This is a genomic window from Vibrio harveyi NBRC 15634 = ATCC 14126 = KCTC 12724, assembly GCF_001591145.1.
In the GTDB taxonomy this organism is placed as follows: Bacteria; Pseudomonadota; Gammaproteobacteria; order Enterobacterales; family Vibrionaceae; genus Vibrio; species Vibrio harveyi.
The window spans coordinates 1-17,589 of record NZ_BCUF01000025.1 but is presented as its reverse complement, the minus strand read 5'-3'; the positions used below and the strand labels follow the sequence as shown (position 1 = coordinate 17,589).

Here is a 17,589-nt window from a genome sequence, read left to right as displayed (position 1 = left end):
GCGTAACTTCACATCTTATTGAACCTACACTAGAACTTTAAAGCGTAATCATTAATATCCCGCCTCCGCATTTTCCAGACTTACCTATAGTTGGAATGCGTCGCTCTTTGTCAATTTGGTACGGTCACCTAGGAGGATTTAATGAAAAGGATCAATGTAGTAGGCAGCAGTGCAAGCGGTAAATCGACGTTTTCAAAGCAGCTCGCAATGAAATTAGGTGTCACGTACATAGAAATGGACAGGTTGTTCTGGCTTCCCGATTGGAAAGAACTCGATGATGAGACGTTCTTCGATAAAGTCGTGGACGTAACTCAACAAGACGCTTGGGTACTCGACGGGAATTACAGCCGAACACAACCATACAAATGGCAAAGAGTCGATACCATCATCTGGCTCGATTATTCACGTTCTATCACCACTTATCGTTCCATAACTCGTGCTATTAAAAGGGCATGGACTCAAGAAGAGTTTTGGGAAGGAACTGGCAATAGAGAAAGCTTTAGAAAAGCGTTTTTGAGTACAGACTCGATTATTTGGTGGTCGGTTAAGAATTACCGAAAGAATCGGAAGCGTTATTTAAAATTGAAAGATGACTTAAAAGGTTCGCCTATCGAGTTCATCCACATCACTTCACCAAAAATGGCACAAGATTTTCTTGGTTCTCAAGATTTTATAAATAGATAAGTAACTTATTTAAGTGACTTTTTGGCAACGGCTCGCAGCGGTGTAAATCCTGACATTCCGCCTCCGTTAGATGATGAATACTAGGGTCTGTTGACCTTTCGCTGCAAAAATCAGCTCGAGAGATTAACAGACCCCAATAACGTTCCCGTCGTATTCATTGTGGAGGTATTATGATCGGCTACGAAGAAATGGCGATATCCGGCTACCTAGGTTGGTTACTCGCTGTTTTGTTGGTTTATCCCTTTGCCTATGTTGGTATCCATATCGGTGTATTCGATATAAAAATCCGTACCAAAGTCAGTCGTTATTTCAATCGCTTTATATTAGCTTTAATTGCATTTTTACTGATTATGCATCTACAAACCGAAGTGGTTTACGGCAAGTACTTTCTTGGTCTTTGGGAAGCACAACAGTAACTCTGATCGCATTAATTCCCATCGCCTTGTGCTAAGTTGTCGAAATTGAACTAAAAATCGACAACTTAGCATGAAGCCATACGACCTATATTTTCTTCATACTTCACCCGTACACATTCCACCTTTCTCCGAACTGATGACAGAGCTCGCACCTGATTTAAAAGTCGCACACTTTGCCGATGCTGGTTTGTTAGAGCGTTTGGTTGCTGGAGAGGACGAATCTAAGGTGGAACAATCCGTACAAGGCAAAGTACGCGAGCTTTCTGAGCAAGCAAACTTGGTGGTTTGTACCTGCTCCTCAATTGGTCGCTTTGCTGAATCACTTACGGAGCAGGGAACCAATGTTCAGCGTATTGACCGCGCGATGGGTGACCAAGCTGTCACTCATGAGCGAGTGTTGTTACTCGCGGCATTATCGACAACCATTGAACCTAGCTTGGCGTTACTTGAGACAAGTGAGGGCAATTGTATCCGTCAGTTAGATACGTTTGTGGTTGAAGGGGCTTGGGAGCGTTTTCTCGACCAAGATAACCAAGGCTATTACGACAAGATAAAAGCGGTAATAGAGCAAAAGGCTCGTGATTATGACGTAATCGTACTGGCACAAGCTTCGATGTCAGGTGCTGCATCATTAGTTGATGTCGACATTCCAGTATTAAGCAGCCCACGTTTAGGTGTAAAAAGGGCAATTGAAACCTTAAGGACATTCCATGCAAATAACTAGTTGGATTCAGCTTTGCTTACGCGAGCTTGAAGGTGCGCCCATCAAAGAACATTCCGATATCGAAGCATCGTTTGCAGAGTCCGAACGTTTCTCAAAATGGAAGGCAAGCAAAAGAGAAATACGCCTCGAAGAAGTCAGTGATCGTTGCTGGATCAAGAGCTGCACGGGTGGCTACATCACAGAGGTGCACTTGCATGCGGATGGTTCACTCGATGAATACACCTTGTTTGGACGCCTTCATACCAAAGGGCATTGGGAGCTAGAGGCTGGTGTACTTCATATCACGATCTACAAAGGTGAAAATACTTACGAACTTTCTGTTGTGGGAAACCGTGAACCTTCCATCCACTCTGCGATTGAATACAAAAATGGAGAAGTGCACTCCTATCTAAAACTGACTCCAATTTCTCAATAGCAATTTAACAAGGACGATCACCACAATATGGACATTGTATTTGTAAGGCATGGCGTGCCAGATTTTACGTTATCGGATGAGCGGCAGATGACTCAACTTGAGAAGGATTATGCGCCGCTTTGTCGAGAGCATTTGCCCGTGCTGCAAGAAAAACTCAATCATCCAGTCTTCAATGATGCTGAAATCATCATCAGCTCTCCTTACACAAGAACACTTCAAACTGCAGAAATTCTCAATCGTCATCGCGGTTTGCCTTTGTTTGTTGAGCATGACTTGAGAGAGTGGCGTGCTGACAAAGAAGGCGGCTACATTACCTTGAATGAGAGAGACCGACGCTGGCAGGAATACCGAGAGTTGTTAAAAGCGGGTATTCCAATGACCGACAGTCGCTACGAACATGTTGATGAGCTAAAAGCACGGGCAGAGTTGGTGCTGGATCGTTACCGCCAATATCAAAAGGTTGTTGTCGTGAGCCACTTTAATGTGTTTGAAGCACTACAAGGTTTCCAAGACGTAGGACTGTCCTGTGGAGAATTTCGATACATTAATTTCTGATCGAATTTTTATCTTCTATAGTAAAATCAGCTCAAAAGGTCAACAGACCCTAGTTTAATTTCAGGTTGCTGTATGAAATCTCTTAAAACACTTTTACTTTTGTCCCTTGTAACGTTGTTTGGCTGTACGTCTAAACCGGACGGCGTGGAGCCAGTCAATAACTTTGAACTTCAACCATATCTAGGCAAGTGGTATGAAATTGCGCGTCTTGATCACTCTTTTGAGCGCGGTTTATCGAATGTGACGGCTGAATACGAGTTACGTGAGGATGGTGGCGTAACGGTTATCAACCGAGGCTATTCAGAAGAAGATAAAGAATGGACGCAAGCTGATGGCAAAGCGTATTTCGTTGATGGTGAAAATACAGGGCATCTAAAAGTGTCTTTCTTCGGTCCGTTTTATTCGTCTTACATCGTATTTGAGCTAGGTGAGAACTACGACTACGCGTTTATCTCTGGTTTCAATCACGACTACCTATGGCTACTGTCACGCACACCAACTGTCGATAAAGCAACCATCGAGCGTTTTAAACAAGTAGCAAAAGAGAAAGGCTTTGCGTTGGACGAGTTAATTCTCGTAGACCAAACCAAATAACAAGCGAAATGATCGCCTTATAACAACGATCTGCGCTTCATAAAACTCAGTGGTGTCTGCCCGGTTTGTTTCTTAAAGAACGCAATAAATGCGCTGTCTGATGAGAACTCCAAACAATGGGCAACATCACTGACTTGTCTTTCTTCACATAAGAGCTCAATAGCCTTAAGTAGCCGCCATTGCTGACGCCAATCTTGATAAGACATGCCAGTCTCAGCCTTAAATAGGCGTGTAATGGTTTTGCTGCTCGCGCCAACGGTTTGTGACAGTTGGTTTAACTCAGGAGCTATAAAATCACCCTTGGTCATTGCCTTACGAAACCCTGTTAAACGTCGATTAGAAGGCAAGGGTAAAGAGAACTCAAACTGCTTCGCTTGGTAAAACTCTTCCCAAAACAAAGCGCTCGTTGCTTGGGTTTTCGTTTCTTCAATATCCCACTCCCACAATGCCATTTTGTCGATCAGTGCTTTTAAAAGGTCGTTCACCTCAATCATCACTATCTCATCAGGGCAGGTGTATTTACGGCAATCGAAATAGAGTGAACGGTAAGCTACAACGTTAGTCATGACAGCTCTGTGAGAAGTATGCGGCGGAATCCACACCGCTTTGGTTGGAGGTAAGGTACAAATAGAGTTATCGAGTGCGAACGTCATGCAGCCTTGTGGCGCATAAAGCAATTGTCCTTTCTTGTGCTCGTGCATACCGGAATCATGTTTGCCGACATCCGCTGCGATGCCAACCACGCTCGCGGCAATTGCGTCCGCATCAAATCGAGTATTATCTTCAATAATTGCCATTTGTCCGAATCTTGATGTTTTTGGTTTTAATGTTGTTAATGGGTAAAGCATAACGCCTTCTATACTGCACGCCAAGTTAAGTTCGTTACCCACTTAAACATCTGTAGGAGTGGGACAGAGAGGTAAAAATGAAAACGAAACCTTCTATTGGATTGATGGTGGTGATGCTGATGTTTCCGCAAATTGTGGAGACCATTTACAGCCCAGCACTTGGCAACATTGCTCAGTCATTTGCTGTAACGTATTCGCAAGCGGCGCAAACCCTATCTATCTATTTTTCTGCATTTGCTATTGGCGTGGTGGTTTGGGGAATCTTGGCAGATAAGTGGGGCAGACGCCCGACCATGCTGGCAGGGTTGCTTGTTTACGGCGTATCTGCTTTGGTCGCTATGCAAACAGAAAGCTTTGATGTGATGATGATGGCTCGCGCGTTCAGTGCTTTTGGTATTGCGGTTGGGTCGGTCGTGACACAAACCATGCTAAGAGACAGCTTTTCAGGCGATGAGCTAAGCAAAGTATTTAGCGTTATGGGCATGGGTATTTCCATTAGCCCAGTGATTGGCATGTTGCTCGGTGGTCAGTTAACAGCACTCGGTGGCTATCAGGTTGTGTTCTTTACGTTGTTTATTTTGGCGCTTGTTTTGCTGTGCTACAACGCGGGTAATCTACCTGAAACACAAACTCAAAAGCAGCCGCTAAACATAGGTTCATTACTTGGACGAATGTTGAAAGACGCTCAAATTTGGCAATCTGCATGGTTAGTTGCGCTCTACAACATTGCTTTATTCGCATACTACCAATTGGGCGCATTCACTTTTGAGCAGCTCGGACTAAGTTCTGAGCAGTTCGGATACAGCGGTGTGATATTGGGCGTTGGTACCTTAATCGGCAGTTTGATGAACAAGTCATTGTTAGCAAAAGGTCGCTCACAAACGCATTTGCTTTGGATTGCATCAGCATTTTTGATCATCGGAGGCTTCGGTGTGTTTATGCTGCAAACATCGATTTGGTTCTTGGCGCCAATGTTATTCATTGTGATGGCATTTGGTATCGCCATTCCAAATGTACTGAGTACCGCTTTGGTTGATTACAAGGAGCAAGCTGGCAGTGCAGGGGCATTGCTAGGATTAATGTACTACTTGATGATTGGTTCAGGTTTAGGCTTAGCTGGAATGATTCAAAACCTTGGATTTGTTCTTATGTTGTGTGCAGCTTTAGTTTTATTGGTGACATTGTCACGCAGAGCCTAGCTGAAGCATGTTGAAGAGAGCAACAAAGAAAAGCCCTGCAAGTTATGCAGGGCTTTGTGTTATTGGTTTGATTCTAACAGTCTGAAATTACAAACAATTAAATTTAAAGGTATTACTTGATCAGTCGAACAACCAAAGAGCCAGGTGCTCGGATCGATTCAATGTTGTGGCTCAGTACCGTGCCTTCTGTTGGGGCAGTGTAACGCTGAATCTCATCACCAAAGCTGTCGTATTGAATCGCAACTAATTGACCTTGCTCTACCTTATCCATCATCTTCACTTGTGGTAGTACAAAGCCACCTAATTCAGCGCGAATGCTGATGATGTCTTTGCCTTCTAGGCAAGGCGTGATCTCTGCAACTTCACCGGTCACTACGTCATGGCGAGCAAGGATATTGAAGATGCCAGTCACAGTACGGTCGATCAGCTCTTGTTCTGTGTAACGACCCATGCCCACCTCGATGGTGATGCTTGGAATACCGCTGTTGTTCCAGACGGTTTCAAGTACTCCAGCGTCACCCGGATCGTTAAGAATTACGTCTGGGTTAATAAGACGAGCCATTTCCAGAGATTGCTCGATACGGAAATCGGCAAACACGTACAGTGGGTAAGCAGCACCAGTGGTTTGAGTGTGCAAATCAATAGCCAGCTCTGCGTTCGGCTTAAGAAGGTTATTCCATAAAGCAAACAGAAAGCGGTTTGCTTCGTTGCCGTTTGCATCGCCAGGGAAGAAACGGTTTAAGTTTGCAGGAGATGCATCAGGATCCGCAGAGAAGAAGTCACGGCTGTGGTTCAGCATACCCGTTAGGTTGATGGTCGGAACGACAGTTACAGTACCTGCGATGTCTTTACCAATCAGTTCACGAGCGGTCTTTTGCGCCGCTAAAACACCGTTGTATTCATCACCATGAACACCTGCTGTGATCATGATTTTCTTACCCGGTTTTTCGCCTTTGAAAACCAACACAGGCAAATGTTGCCATTGAGATAGGGCGTTGGTTGCGATACGGAACCAAAACTTGTGCTCGCCTGCAGGCAAGTCTTTTACGTCAAGAGATTGAATGACTTGATGACCTTGAATTACGTCATCCAGAAATTGTGTTGCCATTAAAGTTGTCACTCCAAAACATCTTACTTCGATGCTTGTTTGCCATACGGCTTGAATTAAAAAAGGCGAGAACTTGTCTCGCCTTATTCTTTATACCCAAACTCCGCTTTCGCGTTTAAGTTGCTTGGGGATATTGGTAATCAGTTTACGCAAAACCCATCACGTGAGCTGCGACGACGACAATGCTCGATAGGGTAAAGAGTAATAGCATAAAGCGCCAGCAGAATTTCGCCCAGTCACCCCAGTCGATACGACATACACCCAGTGTAGCCATTAGAGACGCTGAAGTTGGAACGATAACGTTAGTGAAACCGTCACCAAGTTGGAATGCTAGAACGGCTACCTGACGTGTAACGCCAGCGATGTCTGCAAGAGGAGACAATAGAGGCATTGTCAGCGCTGCTTGACCAGAACCTGAAGTCACGAAGAAGTTGAAGATAGATTGGAAAACATACATCAACCAAGCCGCAGCAACGTCAGGAAGACCGCTGATTACGCCACCAGCGCTGTTCAGGATCGAGTTCAGTACGCTCGCTTCATCAGTAGTACCGCCACCTAGGATAAGCAATACACCTTTCGCACAACCAACCAATAGAGCAGGGGCAAGCATGATTGCTGCACCTTCTTTAAATGCGTCAGCCGCACAGTTTAGCGTCATGCCGTTCAGACGGAAGATCGTACCGATAATCGCAACGACAAAACCCATTGTGAAGAATTGAGACGCGATTTCTGGGATGTACCATGCGTTAGCCACTACGCCCCAAACAACCCATACGGTAGTTGCGATAACCGTAAGGATAACTAGGGTGTCACCTAGGTTCCAACGAGAATCGTGGTCACCTAGCTCTTGCTGACGGAAGTATTTGTCAGTGCGACGGCTGTAAGAAAGCTCAGGGTTTGCTTTGATACGCGCTGCGTAGATCATAGTGAAAGCAATACCAATAAGTGTAAAGCCAGCCCACAGACCCATACGTACGGTCATACCAGACAGAACCGGAATACCAGCAATACCTTGCGCGATCGCTACCGAGAATGGGTTCATCCAAGACGTTGCAAAACCAATCTGAGTCGCAACGTAGGTCACCATTACTGTAGTAATACCATCGTAGCCAAGGCGAACCATTAATGGCGCGATAATAATCGCAAATGCAACGGCTTCTTCACCCATACCAAATACTGCGCCGCCCAAAGAGAACAGCAAAAACAGAACTGGAATGAATAGCGCTTCGTTACCTTTGGTCTTATCGATAAGGCGAAGGATACCGTTGTCGATTGTGCCTGTGCGCATTACCACACCAAATGCACCACCGATAACAAGCATGAACATAATAACGCCAATCGCGCTGCCCCATTTAGAGCCTGAAACCAGACCTTCGAATGGGAAGTTCATTAGACCAATGCCACCGCCTGAAGCGAACAGTCCAACCTTGTTGTAAACCAATTCACCGTTTTCGTCGGTTGCATAAGAGAAAGAAGATGGATCGATAACAGTACGAGTTTTTTCTGCACCGTCGACCATGTAGGTCACCTGTTGGCTATCGAAATGACCAGCAGGGATTAAGTAGGTAAGAATCGCAGCAAGAATACCAACAATGAAGATCAAAATGAGGGTATCAGGCATCTGCCATGATTTTGGGGTTGCCGCCGATTCCGATGGCTGAGCGTGTGTGTGAGACATAACCTATTTCACGTCGAATTATAGAAAGCATGAAATATCGATAAAATAGAATAAAAAGTCAATATTAACTGAGTTGATGAACTATAAATTCATCAATAATTTGATCTGAAGAGGGTTGAGTTGCTTATCAATGATTTAATGGTTAATTGTTTTGGTTAGTTGTTGTGCGAATGAAAACGGAGTTAGGACTTGTGGTGATTCACAAGTCCCATAATTATTCATTTTTCTGCATGAGGTGTTTGTTCTGAATAAAACGCGGCAACATCGCGCAAATCTTCATCATTCAGCATGCGTAATTGGGCTGCCATCATCTCAGCCAAAGGACCTAAGCGAAGCCCATCTTGATACGCTTTCATAGAATCATACAGGTACTGAGCATTCTGACCGGCTAGGTTGGGGTAAGCGTCGTTTGTTGTCATGCCGTTCGAACCATGACAGTAAACACAGCTAGGCGATTTAAGTTTGCCTTTATCAACGTCACCAAAAGGTTTCGCCACAACAGAGGAAGAGAGAAGAAGAGACGTTAGAAGCACGTATCTAAGCATGAAATGCACTCATTGTAGTTCTTGAAAGCGCATAGAATAAAGCTTCCCCTTAGGGGAAGCTCAATGATCAAAATCAAGTTAAAGCAGAGATTTAAGGCTAGATAGGAAGGTATCGATGTCTTGTGCCGAAATATCTTTGTGCGTCACGAAGCGGATTGGGTTTCCTGGCGTAATTGTTATGCCTTGCTCCTTCATCTTTTCTGCGATACCAGCGATATCCACTTGTGGATCTAGCTTGGCAAAGACGATGTTGGTTTGAACAAATTCTGGATTAACAGAGAAACCAGGCAATTCCGCTAAACCTTCCGCTAAGGTCTTTGCATTGTTGTGGTCTTGTTTTAGCTGTTCTACTTGCTCTGTAAGGGCTAGTTTACCGGCTGCAGCAAGAATACCCGCTTGGCGCATACCACCGCCGACCATTTTTCTTAGGCGGCGTGCTTTTGCGATGTACTCTTTGCTACCAAGCAGTAGCGAACCAACAGGGGCAGCCAATCCTTTCGACAGACAGATAGTCATTGAATCAAAGTACTGACCAATCTCTTTCACTGGAACATCAAGCGCGACAGCTGCGTTAAATACGCGAGCGCCATCTAGGTGCATCTGCAAGTTATGTTTGTTTACGAACTCACGAGCCTCTGCAAGGTAAGAAAGAGGAATCACTTTACCGTTGATGGTGTTCTCTAAACTAAGTAGGCGAGTACGTGCAAAGTGCGCGTCATCTGGCTTGATAGCAGCTTCTAGCTTGTCGAATGGCAAAGTACCGTCTGGGTTGTTTTCAATCGGTTGAGGTTGAATAGACCCCAGTACCGCCGCGCCGCCAGCTTCGTACTTGTAGTTATGCGCTTGCTGACCACATAGGTATTCATCACCGCGCTCACAATGAGCCATTAAGCCAAGTAAGTTTGCTTGTGTACCAGAGGTGGTGAACATTGCGGCTTCAAAGCCCGCAAGCTCAGCAGCAAATTGCTCTAACTCGTTAACGGTTGGGTCATCACCGTACACATCATCGCCGACAGGAGCGGTAAACATTGCTTCACGCATTGCTTGGGTAGGTTGCGTAACGGTATCTGATCGAAAGTCCATAATTCTCTCCTCGGTCGAAAAGACCTAAATATAACCGCAAAGACGAGCTTTGCTTAGGCAAGCGATAGTTTTGGCATCCGTAATAATGCCTTGAATAATTTGTTGTTCGAGTTCTTCTCGTGACAATGTCACTACTTCAATAACTTCGTCGTCGTCACACTCGTATCGATTGGTTTTGTTCAGTTGTTCGGCAACAAACAAGTACTGGATTTCATCACAGAAACCAGCAAGAGGGGTAACTTGACCAAGCGATGTGAACTTTTCGGCGCTGTATCCTGTTTCTTCTTCCAACTCTCTTTGAGCACAGTGCAATGGGTCTTCATCGCCTTCACGTGTGCCAGCAGGCAATTCGAGCAGCCATTTGTTAAGAGAGGGACGGAATTGATTAACAAGAACGATGTTGCCATCTGAAGTAATGGGTAAGATAACGGCAGCACCGGGGTGTTGGATAGTGGTATGTGTGATCATCCGACCAGTTGGCAGTTTAACTTCCTCTTCGACTAGAGAAATCTGCTTCCATTTATGAATTGTATTGCTCATGCAGTTGTGGATCCTAGCTGTAACCGCTCATTGACGTGTTTTGCACATTAACCACAAACCACCGGAAACAAAAGAAGAAAATGGTTTCATACTCTTGCGAAACCAGCACATTCAGTGAGTTATGTCTCATAAATGAAAACTATGGTTGCTCGCGCACGCGCGCGAAGAGCATCTGGTATAAACGAGGTTCACTAAAAAATACACTTGTAACAAAGTGATAACAAATGTATAAAATTATATATACAGCCTCAGTTCAACAGCCGGAGCTTCTATGATTCAACCATCTTTCGCATCTAATGCAGAAAAGGCGCTTCTTTCAGAGCGTATCAACAAGCTAGCGAAAGCGTTAACTGATGGCGTTTACGAACGCGAACACACCATCAAACTTTGTCTTCTTGCCGCTCTTGCCGGCGAAAGCGTCTTCCTTCTTGGTCCTCCAGGGATCGCAAAAAGCCTAATCGCAAAACGACTTATCCAAGCTTTTGATAATAGCAGTTATTTTGAATACCTCATGACACGCTTTTCAACACCTGAAGAAGTGTTCGGTCCATTGAGCATTCAAGAGCTAAAAGACAACGGTCGTTATGTCCGTCTTACTCAAGGCTACTTACCAACGGCGCAGGTGGTTTTCCTTGATGAGATTTGGAAAGCGGGTCCTGCGATTCTGAACACGCTTTTGACCGTTGTGAACGAAAAGACATTTAAAAACGGCAGCGATATTGAACGTGTACCGATGCGTCTTTTGGTTTCTGCATCAAACGAGCTGCCAGATGAAGACAGCGGCTTGGACGCACTATACGACCGTATGTTGGTGCGCGTGTTTGTAAACCGCATTCAGGACAAACAAAACTTCAAATCCATGCTGACAGTGGGTACGTCTCAAGAAGCGCAAGTTCCAGAGGGCTTGGCGATCACAGACGAAGAATACCACCGCTGGCAGCAGCAACTCGACAAACTCACTCTGACCGACAACGCATTCGAAAAGCTGTTCCAACTAAAAACGATGTTGGAAACCAAAGTCGAGTCTGAATTTGGCGACGCATCATTAACAGACATGTACGTGTCTGACCGCCGTTGGAAGAAAGCGGTGAAACTGCTTAAAGCGAGCGCGTTCTTCAATGGGCGTGACGAGATCAACCCACTTGATCTTCTGCTACTTCAAGATTGTTTATGGAACAGCCCTGAGTCACGCGATGTCGTTCGCAGCGTGATTCAAGAGTTCGCACTTAAACATGCCTTTGACCAGCAAGAAGCTGAACAAGAAATCGAATACTGTCGTGAATCTTTGGTTGATGTTCAGCATGAGCTCGAAGACAAATATCGCATGACGCTAAACGCAGAAGCCGCAACGGGTCTGCTTCGCAAAGAAACCATGAGCTTCGATACATCCAAAGCGAAAACTTACAAAGTAGGCGCGGCGGTGAATCTGGTTAAGCTGGTTATTCTGCAAAGCAACATGTCGGTCTCTGAATCAGAGAAGGGCGACAGCCGCTGGGTATACGTGCCAAAAGATGAGCTTGACCGAGTGATCAAAGAAGGTCATGGCGATGTGTATGGTTACGTGAACCAAAACACCAATATGTGTCGTCTGCGTTTTGATGTCGATGCTGCCAACAACCTAGTGATCCGTGACATTGCCAACCGCGGCGTGTTGGTGAGTTTGGTTACCCAACAAGGTTTAGACGTTGAGCTTTACCAAAAATGGTTGGCAGAAAGCGAAAAAGCAGTCAGCCAATTGAGTGAAGCTGAACATCATATGCGTAAGGTTAAAGCCAACTTCCATGGCGCATTGCCGCACAGTTTCGTGGATCCAGAGTTACCACGTCTAATGGAGTCGAGTCTGCAACAGGTGAGCCAGAGACTTGAGTCTATTCAAGGTGAAAGCGAGAAGATCATTCAACGCTTCAAAAACTTACATCAGTTTTTCTCTTAAGGAGACGACATGTTAGGTGCAGACGGACTCAACTTAGCGCTCATGGTGGCGGATTCAGGCATCATTGATAGTGCGGTTAACGATTTAATGGCGCGTTCACAAGTCATGATGATGGCAGAAAACCGAGGCATGAAATCCTCAGTGAAAAACCATCTGCTTAAATGGCGTGGCAACGTGAAAAAGCGCATGACAAAAGTCTGTGAGACAGAACGCTTTCAACAAGAACTCGCGCTCTACCAAGAAGTGATTTATTGGGATGAGAACGAGTTCTTTGAGCGCATTGATGACGTGATCAAGAAGCTTGAATGGCACTCGGCGTTTTACATGCAAGCGCGTCGCATGATGGAGAAGAACAAGGGCGTGAATAACCCAATGTTCCCTCATTACTTCTGTGACCAGTGGTATCAAAGCCTTGCCGAAGCAATCAAACAAGCGCAAGTCTCTGAGCTTGAAGAGAACAAAGAAAAAGTCCTCAACGACCTTTATCAACGTATGGAAACCATGCGTAACATGGATAAAGTGACGGAGTCTGGGGACGAAGAAAGCGTAGGGCGCTTATGGGATATGGCGTCAGCTAAGTTGAGTAAAACTGACCTAACCGTGATGAAGCGCCACGCAGAGTTCCTTAAAAAGCACAAAGGCTTACAAGAAATCGCAGAACAGCTTGGTCGCATGGCGGGACAAGTGAATGATCCTGACCTCAACCGCGCACCAGCAGAAGAGCTGCAAATGGTTGAGGAAAAGAGTGACGAAGCGACAGACGATATCGTCGGTATTCATGAAAGTGACGACCTTAACAAATTGCTACCTAACGAAACCATGTTTTTGGCGTACCCAGAGCTGGAAGTGGTGTTCTACAAGCATTTGGTTGATAAACGCTTGATGAACTACCGCACGCAAGGTAAGTCTCGCACACTACGTAAAGTCAAAGCGCACAAACCCGATCATAAAGCGGTCGACGTTGAAAAAGGACCGTTTATCGTTTGTGTTGATGCTTCAGGCTCGATGAGTGGCTTCCCAGAGCAATGTGCCAAGGCTATGGCTTATGCACTGATGCAAATCGCTCTGGCTGAGCAACGTGACTGTTATGTGATTATCTTCTCCACTGAGCACATTACTTACGAGTTAACACGTCAGGATGGCTTACGTGAAGCTGCCGACTTTTTAACTTACAGCTTCCATGGTGGTACAGATTTGGAGCCAACGTTGATTAAATCCATCGATTTGATGAACAGCGACAAATACAAAAACGCCGACATGGTTGTGATTTCAGACTTCATTGCGCCAAAACAGCAAGATGAATTGCTTGCAAAAGTCGATGCGTTAAAAGCGAAGAAGAACCGCTTCCATGCTATTAGCTTGTCGAAGTACGGAAACCCAGCGTTAATGTCGATGTTTGACCACACATGGTCTTACCATCCAAACGTAGTGGGACGCTTGTTTAAACGCGTTGCCAACGGTTAATCGCGATAATAGAGAGATACAAAAGCGGCACTGATTGCCGCTTTTCTTTTGCCTATCTATTTTGATTTGCTTTAACCAAAGCGAGTAAATCTGGACGGTTTAGGTCGAATTAACATCGGATTGGTTTAAAACAAAGCAAACAAACAGAAATTTTGGATTTTTGTTTGACTATATTTCCTGAATCCGTAAAGTAGCAACCAACGCAGCGGGGCAGAGCCTTTAAGCGTAAAAAATTTGGCGCCTTGGCAGAGTGGCTATGCAGCGGATTGCAAATCCGTGGACCTCGGTTCGACTCCGGGAGGCGCCTCCATATTTTTGGGTATGGCAATGGCGATATCCAGATGCGAAAGCATCAACAATAGACCAGCGAAAGCTGGTTTTTTTGTATCTGATGCTTGGCAAGCTGAACAAGCACTCGTTGAGTGTTTGCATACAGAAAGATGCGCTTCTCAAGTGTGACTTCTCAGCCAGCATTTAGCTTTAAAGCCCTTTACAATATGTTCTTCAACAAGGAAGCAGTGAAGACACATGAGAAATACCGACGACTACATTATTTTCTATCATTTGGTTGAGCAAGGTTCATTCAGCGCCGCAGCAAGACAAATGGAACTTACTAAGTCGGTCGTCAGTAAGCGTATTGCCAAATTAGAGCAGGAGATAGGCGTTCAACTGCTTTATCGAACCACTCGCACGCTAAAACTGACAGAAGCAGGGCAATCCTTCTTCGAACATGCGCGTAGCGTTTACCAAGCCGTCGCAACTGCAGAAGAATCCATTGTTGGCTTAGGCAAGAACCTATCCGGCAATATCAAGATTACGGTACCTACCATCTCTGGTGAACTTATCCTTCCTACGGTTATTTCTGAATTCAACCAAGCTTACCCTGATATCAACATTGATATGGAACTGGACAACCGGTTTGCTGACATCGTCAACGAAGGTTTTGACCTTGCTATTCGCACTGGGGTTTTACCAGACTCAAGCCTAATCGCACGCAAGCTTGTTGATGCAAACTGGATTGTGTGTGCATCGCCTAAGTACGTCGCCAAACATGGCAGACCAAAAACGCCGGACGATCTCACTAAGCACAACTGTTTGGTTTACGCCTATCAAGAGACAGGTGCACGTGAGTGGGTTTTCAAGCGTGATGATGAGGTGTATCAGGTTAAGGTAGATGGGAATCTATGTACCAATAACTCATCTGCGTTACGTAACGTCGCTTTGCTAGGGCAAGGTATTATTTATGTGCCTCGGGTGCTGGTTTATGAAGACTTACAGCAAGGCAAACTGATTCAGTTGTTTAAAGACGAAACGGCTAAGTGCTTGGGTATTTATGCCGTGTACCCATACACTCGTCAGCAACCAGAAAAGATTAAGATCTTTATCGAGCACCTGTATCAGTGTTTTCAACGTCGTAGCCATCAATTCTAGTGGCTCAACTTTTCTCAAAGGAGTGATTCTCCTTTGATTGAAGGGATTTGCTCTAAATTTTAAACTCTCCACTCTAACTATTTTCTTCACTGATCGGCAATGTCACAGCCATATAACGCTGCTATAACGTCATGGTATTCACATGTTGTGGTTTTGTTCTGACTCAATATTCTGACAAGGTCAGGAATACAAAGCCTTGTCATCCCTTTTAACTTTCTTGTTCTTCGATATCGTGCACATTTGTTAACAATGTACTTTGCTATTGTTTCTTTTTGGAAACGATAAGTTTCTTTGTTGATTTTACAGTTCTAAGAATTTTAAGTGATTGAATGTATGGGTAATTAATGTAGTTAACTTGATCTGGGCGTCGTTATCGGACTTTGGTGGCATGGACGTTCAGATTCGGACTACTTATATTGGCTGGGCATAATAACTAGAGATACGGATATGAAACAGAAGCAGCTCATCGACGCGTTTGTCACCATTGTCGGGGAAGAAAATGTCCTTACCGATCAAATCAAAACCAAGTATTATCGCAGCGGTTTTCGCTCAGGAAGCGGCACGGCGTTGGCGGTGGTTTTTCCTAAGACTCTGCTAGAGCAGTGGAAGGTCATCCAACAATGTGTCGACAATAATTGCATCATCATCATGCAGGCGGCTAAGACGGGTCTGACCGAAGGCTCAGCGCCAAGTGGTAGTGATTACGACCGCGATGTGGTGGTGATCAATATCACCAAGATGAAGCAAATCTATCTGTTAGACGGGGGTAAGCAAGCCGTTTGTCTTCCGGGGGCGAGTCTGCATTCGTTAGAAAAAGAGTTGCGAGCAGTTAATCGCGCGCCGCATTCGGTGATTGGTTCTTCTTCTCTTGGAGCAACAGTTGTAGGTGGTATTGCGAACAACTCTGGTGGCGCTTTGGTTAAACGTGGTCCTGCTTACACAGAATTAGCCATATTCGCTCAGGTGGACAAAGACGGTAAGCTCAATCTTGTTAACCACCTTGGTATTGAAGGATTAGGCTCGACGCCTGAAGAGATCTTACAGAACATCCAAGATGGTAATTTCGACCCAGATAAAGTGATTCATGATGAACGTATGGCGTCGGATAAAGAATACGATGAACGTGTCCGTGATGTGGCGTCTGATATTCCATCACGCTTTAATGCCGACGAACGCCGTCTGTACGAGGCGAGCGGTTGTGCGGGTAAACTGGGCGTGTTTGCGGTTCGAGTCGACAGCTATCCAATCCCAGAGAAAGAGCAGGTGTTCTATTTAGGCACTAACGATCCAGAGAAATTGACCAAGCTGAGAAAAGACTTCCTTACTCAATTCGAAAACTTACCAGAAATGGGTGAGTACCTTCACCGTGATATCTTCAACATGGCGGAAAAATACGGTAAAGATGTGTTCCTTTCTATCGATTTATTAGGCACGGACAATCTGCCTAAGATGTTCTCGCTAAAAGCTAAGGTTGAAAACTTCTTAGAGCGTGTACCGTTAGTCAGTAAATACCTGCCAGATACTATTCTCTACTACGCAAGCAAGCTATTCCCACAGCACCTTCCTAAGCGCATGTTGGAATACCGTGATAAGTACGAGCACCATCTTGTACTTAAAATGAGTGACGGCGGTATTGCCGAAGCGCAGAAATACCTCAAAGAGGTTTGGGCAGCTGAGCACGATAGTGACTTCTTCGAATGTACACCAGAAGAGGGTAAGAAAGCGTATCTACACCGTTTTGCAGCGGCAGGTGCAGCAATTCGTTACGAAACCATTCACCGCAAGGAAGTGGAAGACATTGTTGCTCTCGACATTGCGTTACGTCGTAACGATGAAGAATGGTTAGAAACATTACCTGAGGAAGTAAGTAAGAACCTCGTTAAGTCTCTCTATTATGGGCATTTCATGTGTTATGTGTTCCACCAAGACTACATCTTTAAGAAGGGTACAGACACCAAGCTGATGAAGAAACGGATGCTGGAGCACCTAAATAGTCGTGGCGCGAAATACCCAGCAGAACACAACGTAGGTCACTTATATGAAGCAGAAAACTCGCTACAAAAGTTCTATCATCAACTTGACCCGACCAACACCTTTAACCCAGGCATAGGTAAAATGGACCGCTACAAGCGCAACTGTAACTGTTGTGCTTAAGCACTAAACCGATATGATGTGGAGAGTCGCTTAAACAGTGGCTCTTTTTAGTAATAAATGGTGGTAGAAGTGGTTTGAATTTTAATCGAATCGCTCAACTCCCATACGTTCAGTCGTGTTTTTAACCATCTGAATCAAAAAGAATAAATTTTTGTTGACCTAAAATCTTAATCCGTTAAAGTACGCCTCGTTCTCACGGCGAAGGTCGTTAGAACAGA

Annotated in this window: 17 protein-coding genes and 1 tRNA gene; 12 read left to right on the top strand and 6 right to left on the bottom strand. The window is 44.9% G+C overall.

The window, feature by feature from the left end:
* The first annotated feature begins 141 nt into the window (after nucleotides 1–141).
* The 6 genes from VHA02S_RS14035 (at nucleotide 142) to VHA02S_RS14010 (ending at nucleotide 3,388) form a co-directional block, all read left to right on the top strand.
* On the top strand, nucleotides 142–684 hold the full coding sequence (locus VHA02S_RS14035) for a P-loop NTPase family protein (protein ID WP_005446996.1): 543 nt from the start codon (nucleotides 142–144) through the stop codon (nucleotides 682–684).
* Nucleotides 685–854: 170 nt separating this feature from the next.
* Complete coding sequence (locus tag VHA02S_RS14030; protein ID WP_005446994.1) at nucleotides 855–1,100, top strand: hypothetical protein; 246 nt, start codon at nucleotides 855–857, stop codon at nucleotides 1,098–1,100.
* Between the two features lie 70 nt (nucleotides 1,101–1,170).
* Entirely contained in the window at nucleotides 1,171–1,824 is a 654-nt protein-coding gene (locus VHA02S_RS14025) for an amino-acid racemase (RefSeq protein ID WP_038899514.1), read from the top strand.
* Nucleotides 1,811–2,239, top strand: a complete 429-nt coding sequence (locus tag VHA02S_RS14020) for a hypothetical protein (protein ID WP_038899515.1) — start codon at nucleotides 1,811–1,813, stop codon at nucleotides 2,237–2,239. Before VHA02S_RS14025 ends, VHA02S_RS14020 begins: the two co-directional genes overlap by 14 nt.
* 27 nt (nucleotides 2,240–2,266) lie before the next feature.
* Nucleotides 2,267–2,794: a histidine phosphatase family protein gene (locus tag VHA02S_RS14015; protein WP_038899516.1), complete on the top strand. Its 528-nt coding sequence runs from the start codon at nucleotides 2,267–2,269 to the stop codon at nucleotides 2,792–2,794.
* Between the two features lie 72 nt (nucleotides 2,795–2,866).
* Nucleotides 2,867–3,388, top strand: a complete 522-nt coding sequence (locus VHA02S_RS14010; RefSeq protein WP_038899517.1) for a lipocalin family protein — start codon at nucleotides 2,867–2,869, stop codon at nucleotides 3,386–3,388.
* A 17-nt stretch (nucleotides 3,389–3,405) separates the two neighbouring features.
* Here VHA02S_RS14010 and VHA02S_RS14005 read toward each other — a convergent pair whose 3' ends face one another.
* Nucleotides 3,406–4,185 (bottom strand): AraC family transcriptional regulator, encoded by a 780-nt coding sequence (locus tag VHA02S_RS14005; RefSeq protein WP_038899525.1) that lies wholly within the window; start codon nucleotides 4,183–4,185, stop codon nucleotides 3,406–3,408.
* Nucleotides 4,186–4,313: 128 nt separating this feature from the next.
* On the opposite strand from VHA02S_RS14005, the gene VHA02S_RS14000 reads away from it, so the two are divergent.
* Nucleotides 4,314–5,435: a multidrug effflux MFS transporter gene (locus tag VHA02S_RS14000; protein ID WP_038899518.1), complete on the top strand. Its 1,122-nt coding sequence runs from the start codon at nucleotides 4,314–4,316 to the stop codon at nucleotides 5,433–5,435.
* Between the two features lie 112 nt (nucleotides 5,436–5,547).
* On the opposite strand, the gene VHA02S_RS13995 is transcribed toward VHA02S_RS14000, so the two are convergent.
* The 5 genes from VHA02S_RS13995 to VHA02S_RS13975 form a co-directional block, all read right to left on the bottom strand.
* Entirely contained in the window at nucleotides 5,548–6,543 is a 996-nt protein-coding gene (locus tag VHA02S_RS13995; protein ID WP_038899519.1) for a succinylglutamate desuccinylase/aspartoacylase family protein, read from the bottom strand.
* A gap of 145 nt (nucleotides 6,544–6,688) precedes the next feature.
* The gene (yfcC, locus tag VHA02S_RS13990) at nucleotides 6,689–8,221 is read right to left on the bottom strand and encodes a putative basic amino acid antiporter YfcC (protein ID WP_005443800.1); all 1,533 of its coding nucleotides are present in this window, start codon (nucleotides 8,219–8,221) and stop codon (nucleotides 6,689–6,691) included.
* A gap of 218 nt (nucleotides 8,222–8,439) precedes the next feature.
* Complete coding sequence (locus tag VHA02S_RS13985) at nucleotides 8,440–8,766, bottom strand: c-type cytochrome (protein ID WP_017190809.1); 327 nt, start codon at nucleotides 8,764–8,766, stop codon at nucleotides 8,440–8,442.
* Nucleotides 8,767–8,844: 78 nt separating this feature from the next.
* On the bottom strand, nucleotides 8,845–9,849 hold the full coding sequence (gene ltaE / locus VHA02S_RS13980; protein ID WP_038899520.1) for a low-specificity L-threonine aldolase: 1,005 nt from the start codon (nucleotides 9,847–9,849) through the stop codon (nucleotides 8,845–8,847).
* A gap of 24 nt (nucleotides 9,850–9,873) precedes the next feature.
* Nucleotides 9,874–10,389, bottom strand: a complete 516-nt coding sequence (locus VHA02S_RS13975; protein ID WP_017818795.1) for an NUDIX hydrolase — start codon at nucleotides 10,387–10,389, stop codon at nucleotides 9,874–9,876.
* A 271-nt stretch (nucleotides 10,390–10,660) separates the two neighbouring features.
* Here VHA02S_RS13975 and VHA02S_RS13970 point away from each other — a divergent pair, with 271 nt between their 5' ends.
* From VHA02S_RS13970 to dld, 5 genes are all read left to right on the top strand, one after another.
* Complete coding sequence (locus VHA02S_RS13970) at nucleotides 10,661–12,322, top strand: ATPase RavA domain-containing protein (RefSeq protein ID WP_038899521.1); 1,662 nt, start codon at nucleotides 10,661–10,663, stop codon at nucleotides 12,320–12,322.
* A 9-nt stretch (nucleotides 12,323–12,331) separates the two neighbouring features.
* Nucleotides 12,332–13,786 carry an ATPase RavA stimulator ViaA gene (gene viaA / locus VHA02S_RS13965; RefSeq protein ID WP_005443815.1) on the top strand — a complete coding sequence of 485 codons (1,455 nt, stop codon included), beginning with the start codon at nucleotides 12,332–12,334 and terminating at the stop codon, nucleotides 13,784–13,786.
* Nucleotides 13,787–14,022: 236 nt separating this feature from the next.
* Nucleotides 14,023–14,096 (top strand) — tRNA-Cys (locus VHA02S_RS13960).
* A 218-nt stretch (nucleotides 14,097–14,314) separates the two neighbouring features.
* Nucleotides 14,315–15,217, top strand: coding sequence for a LysR family transcriptional regulator (locus VHA02S_RS13955; RefSeq protein WP_038899523.1), 903 nt, complete (start codon nucleotides 14,315–14,317; stop codon nucleotides 15,215–15,217).
* Between the two features lie 447 nt (nucleotides 15,218–15,664).
* On the top strand, nucleotides 15,665–17,371 hold the full coding sequence (gene dld, locus VHA02S_RS13950; RefSeq protein WP_038899524.1) for a D-lactate dehydrogenase: 1,707 nt from the start codon (nucleotides 15,665–15,667) through the stop codon (nucleotides 17,369–17,371).
* The last annotated feature ends 218 nt before the right edge of the window (nucleotides 17,372–17,589 follow it).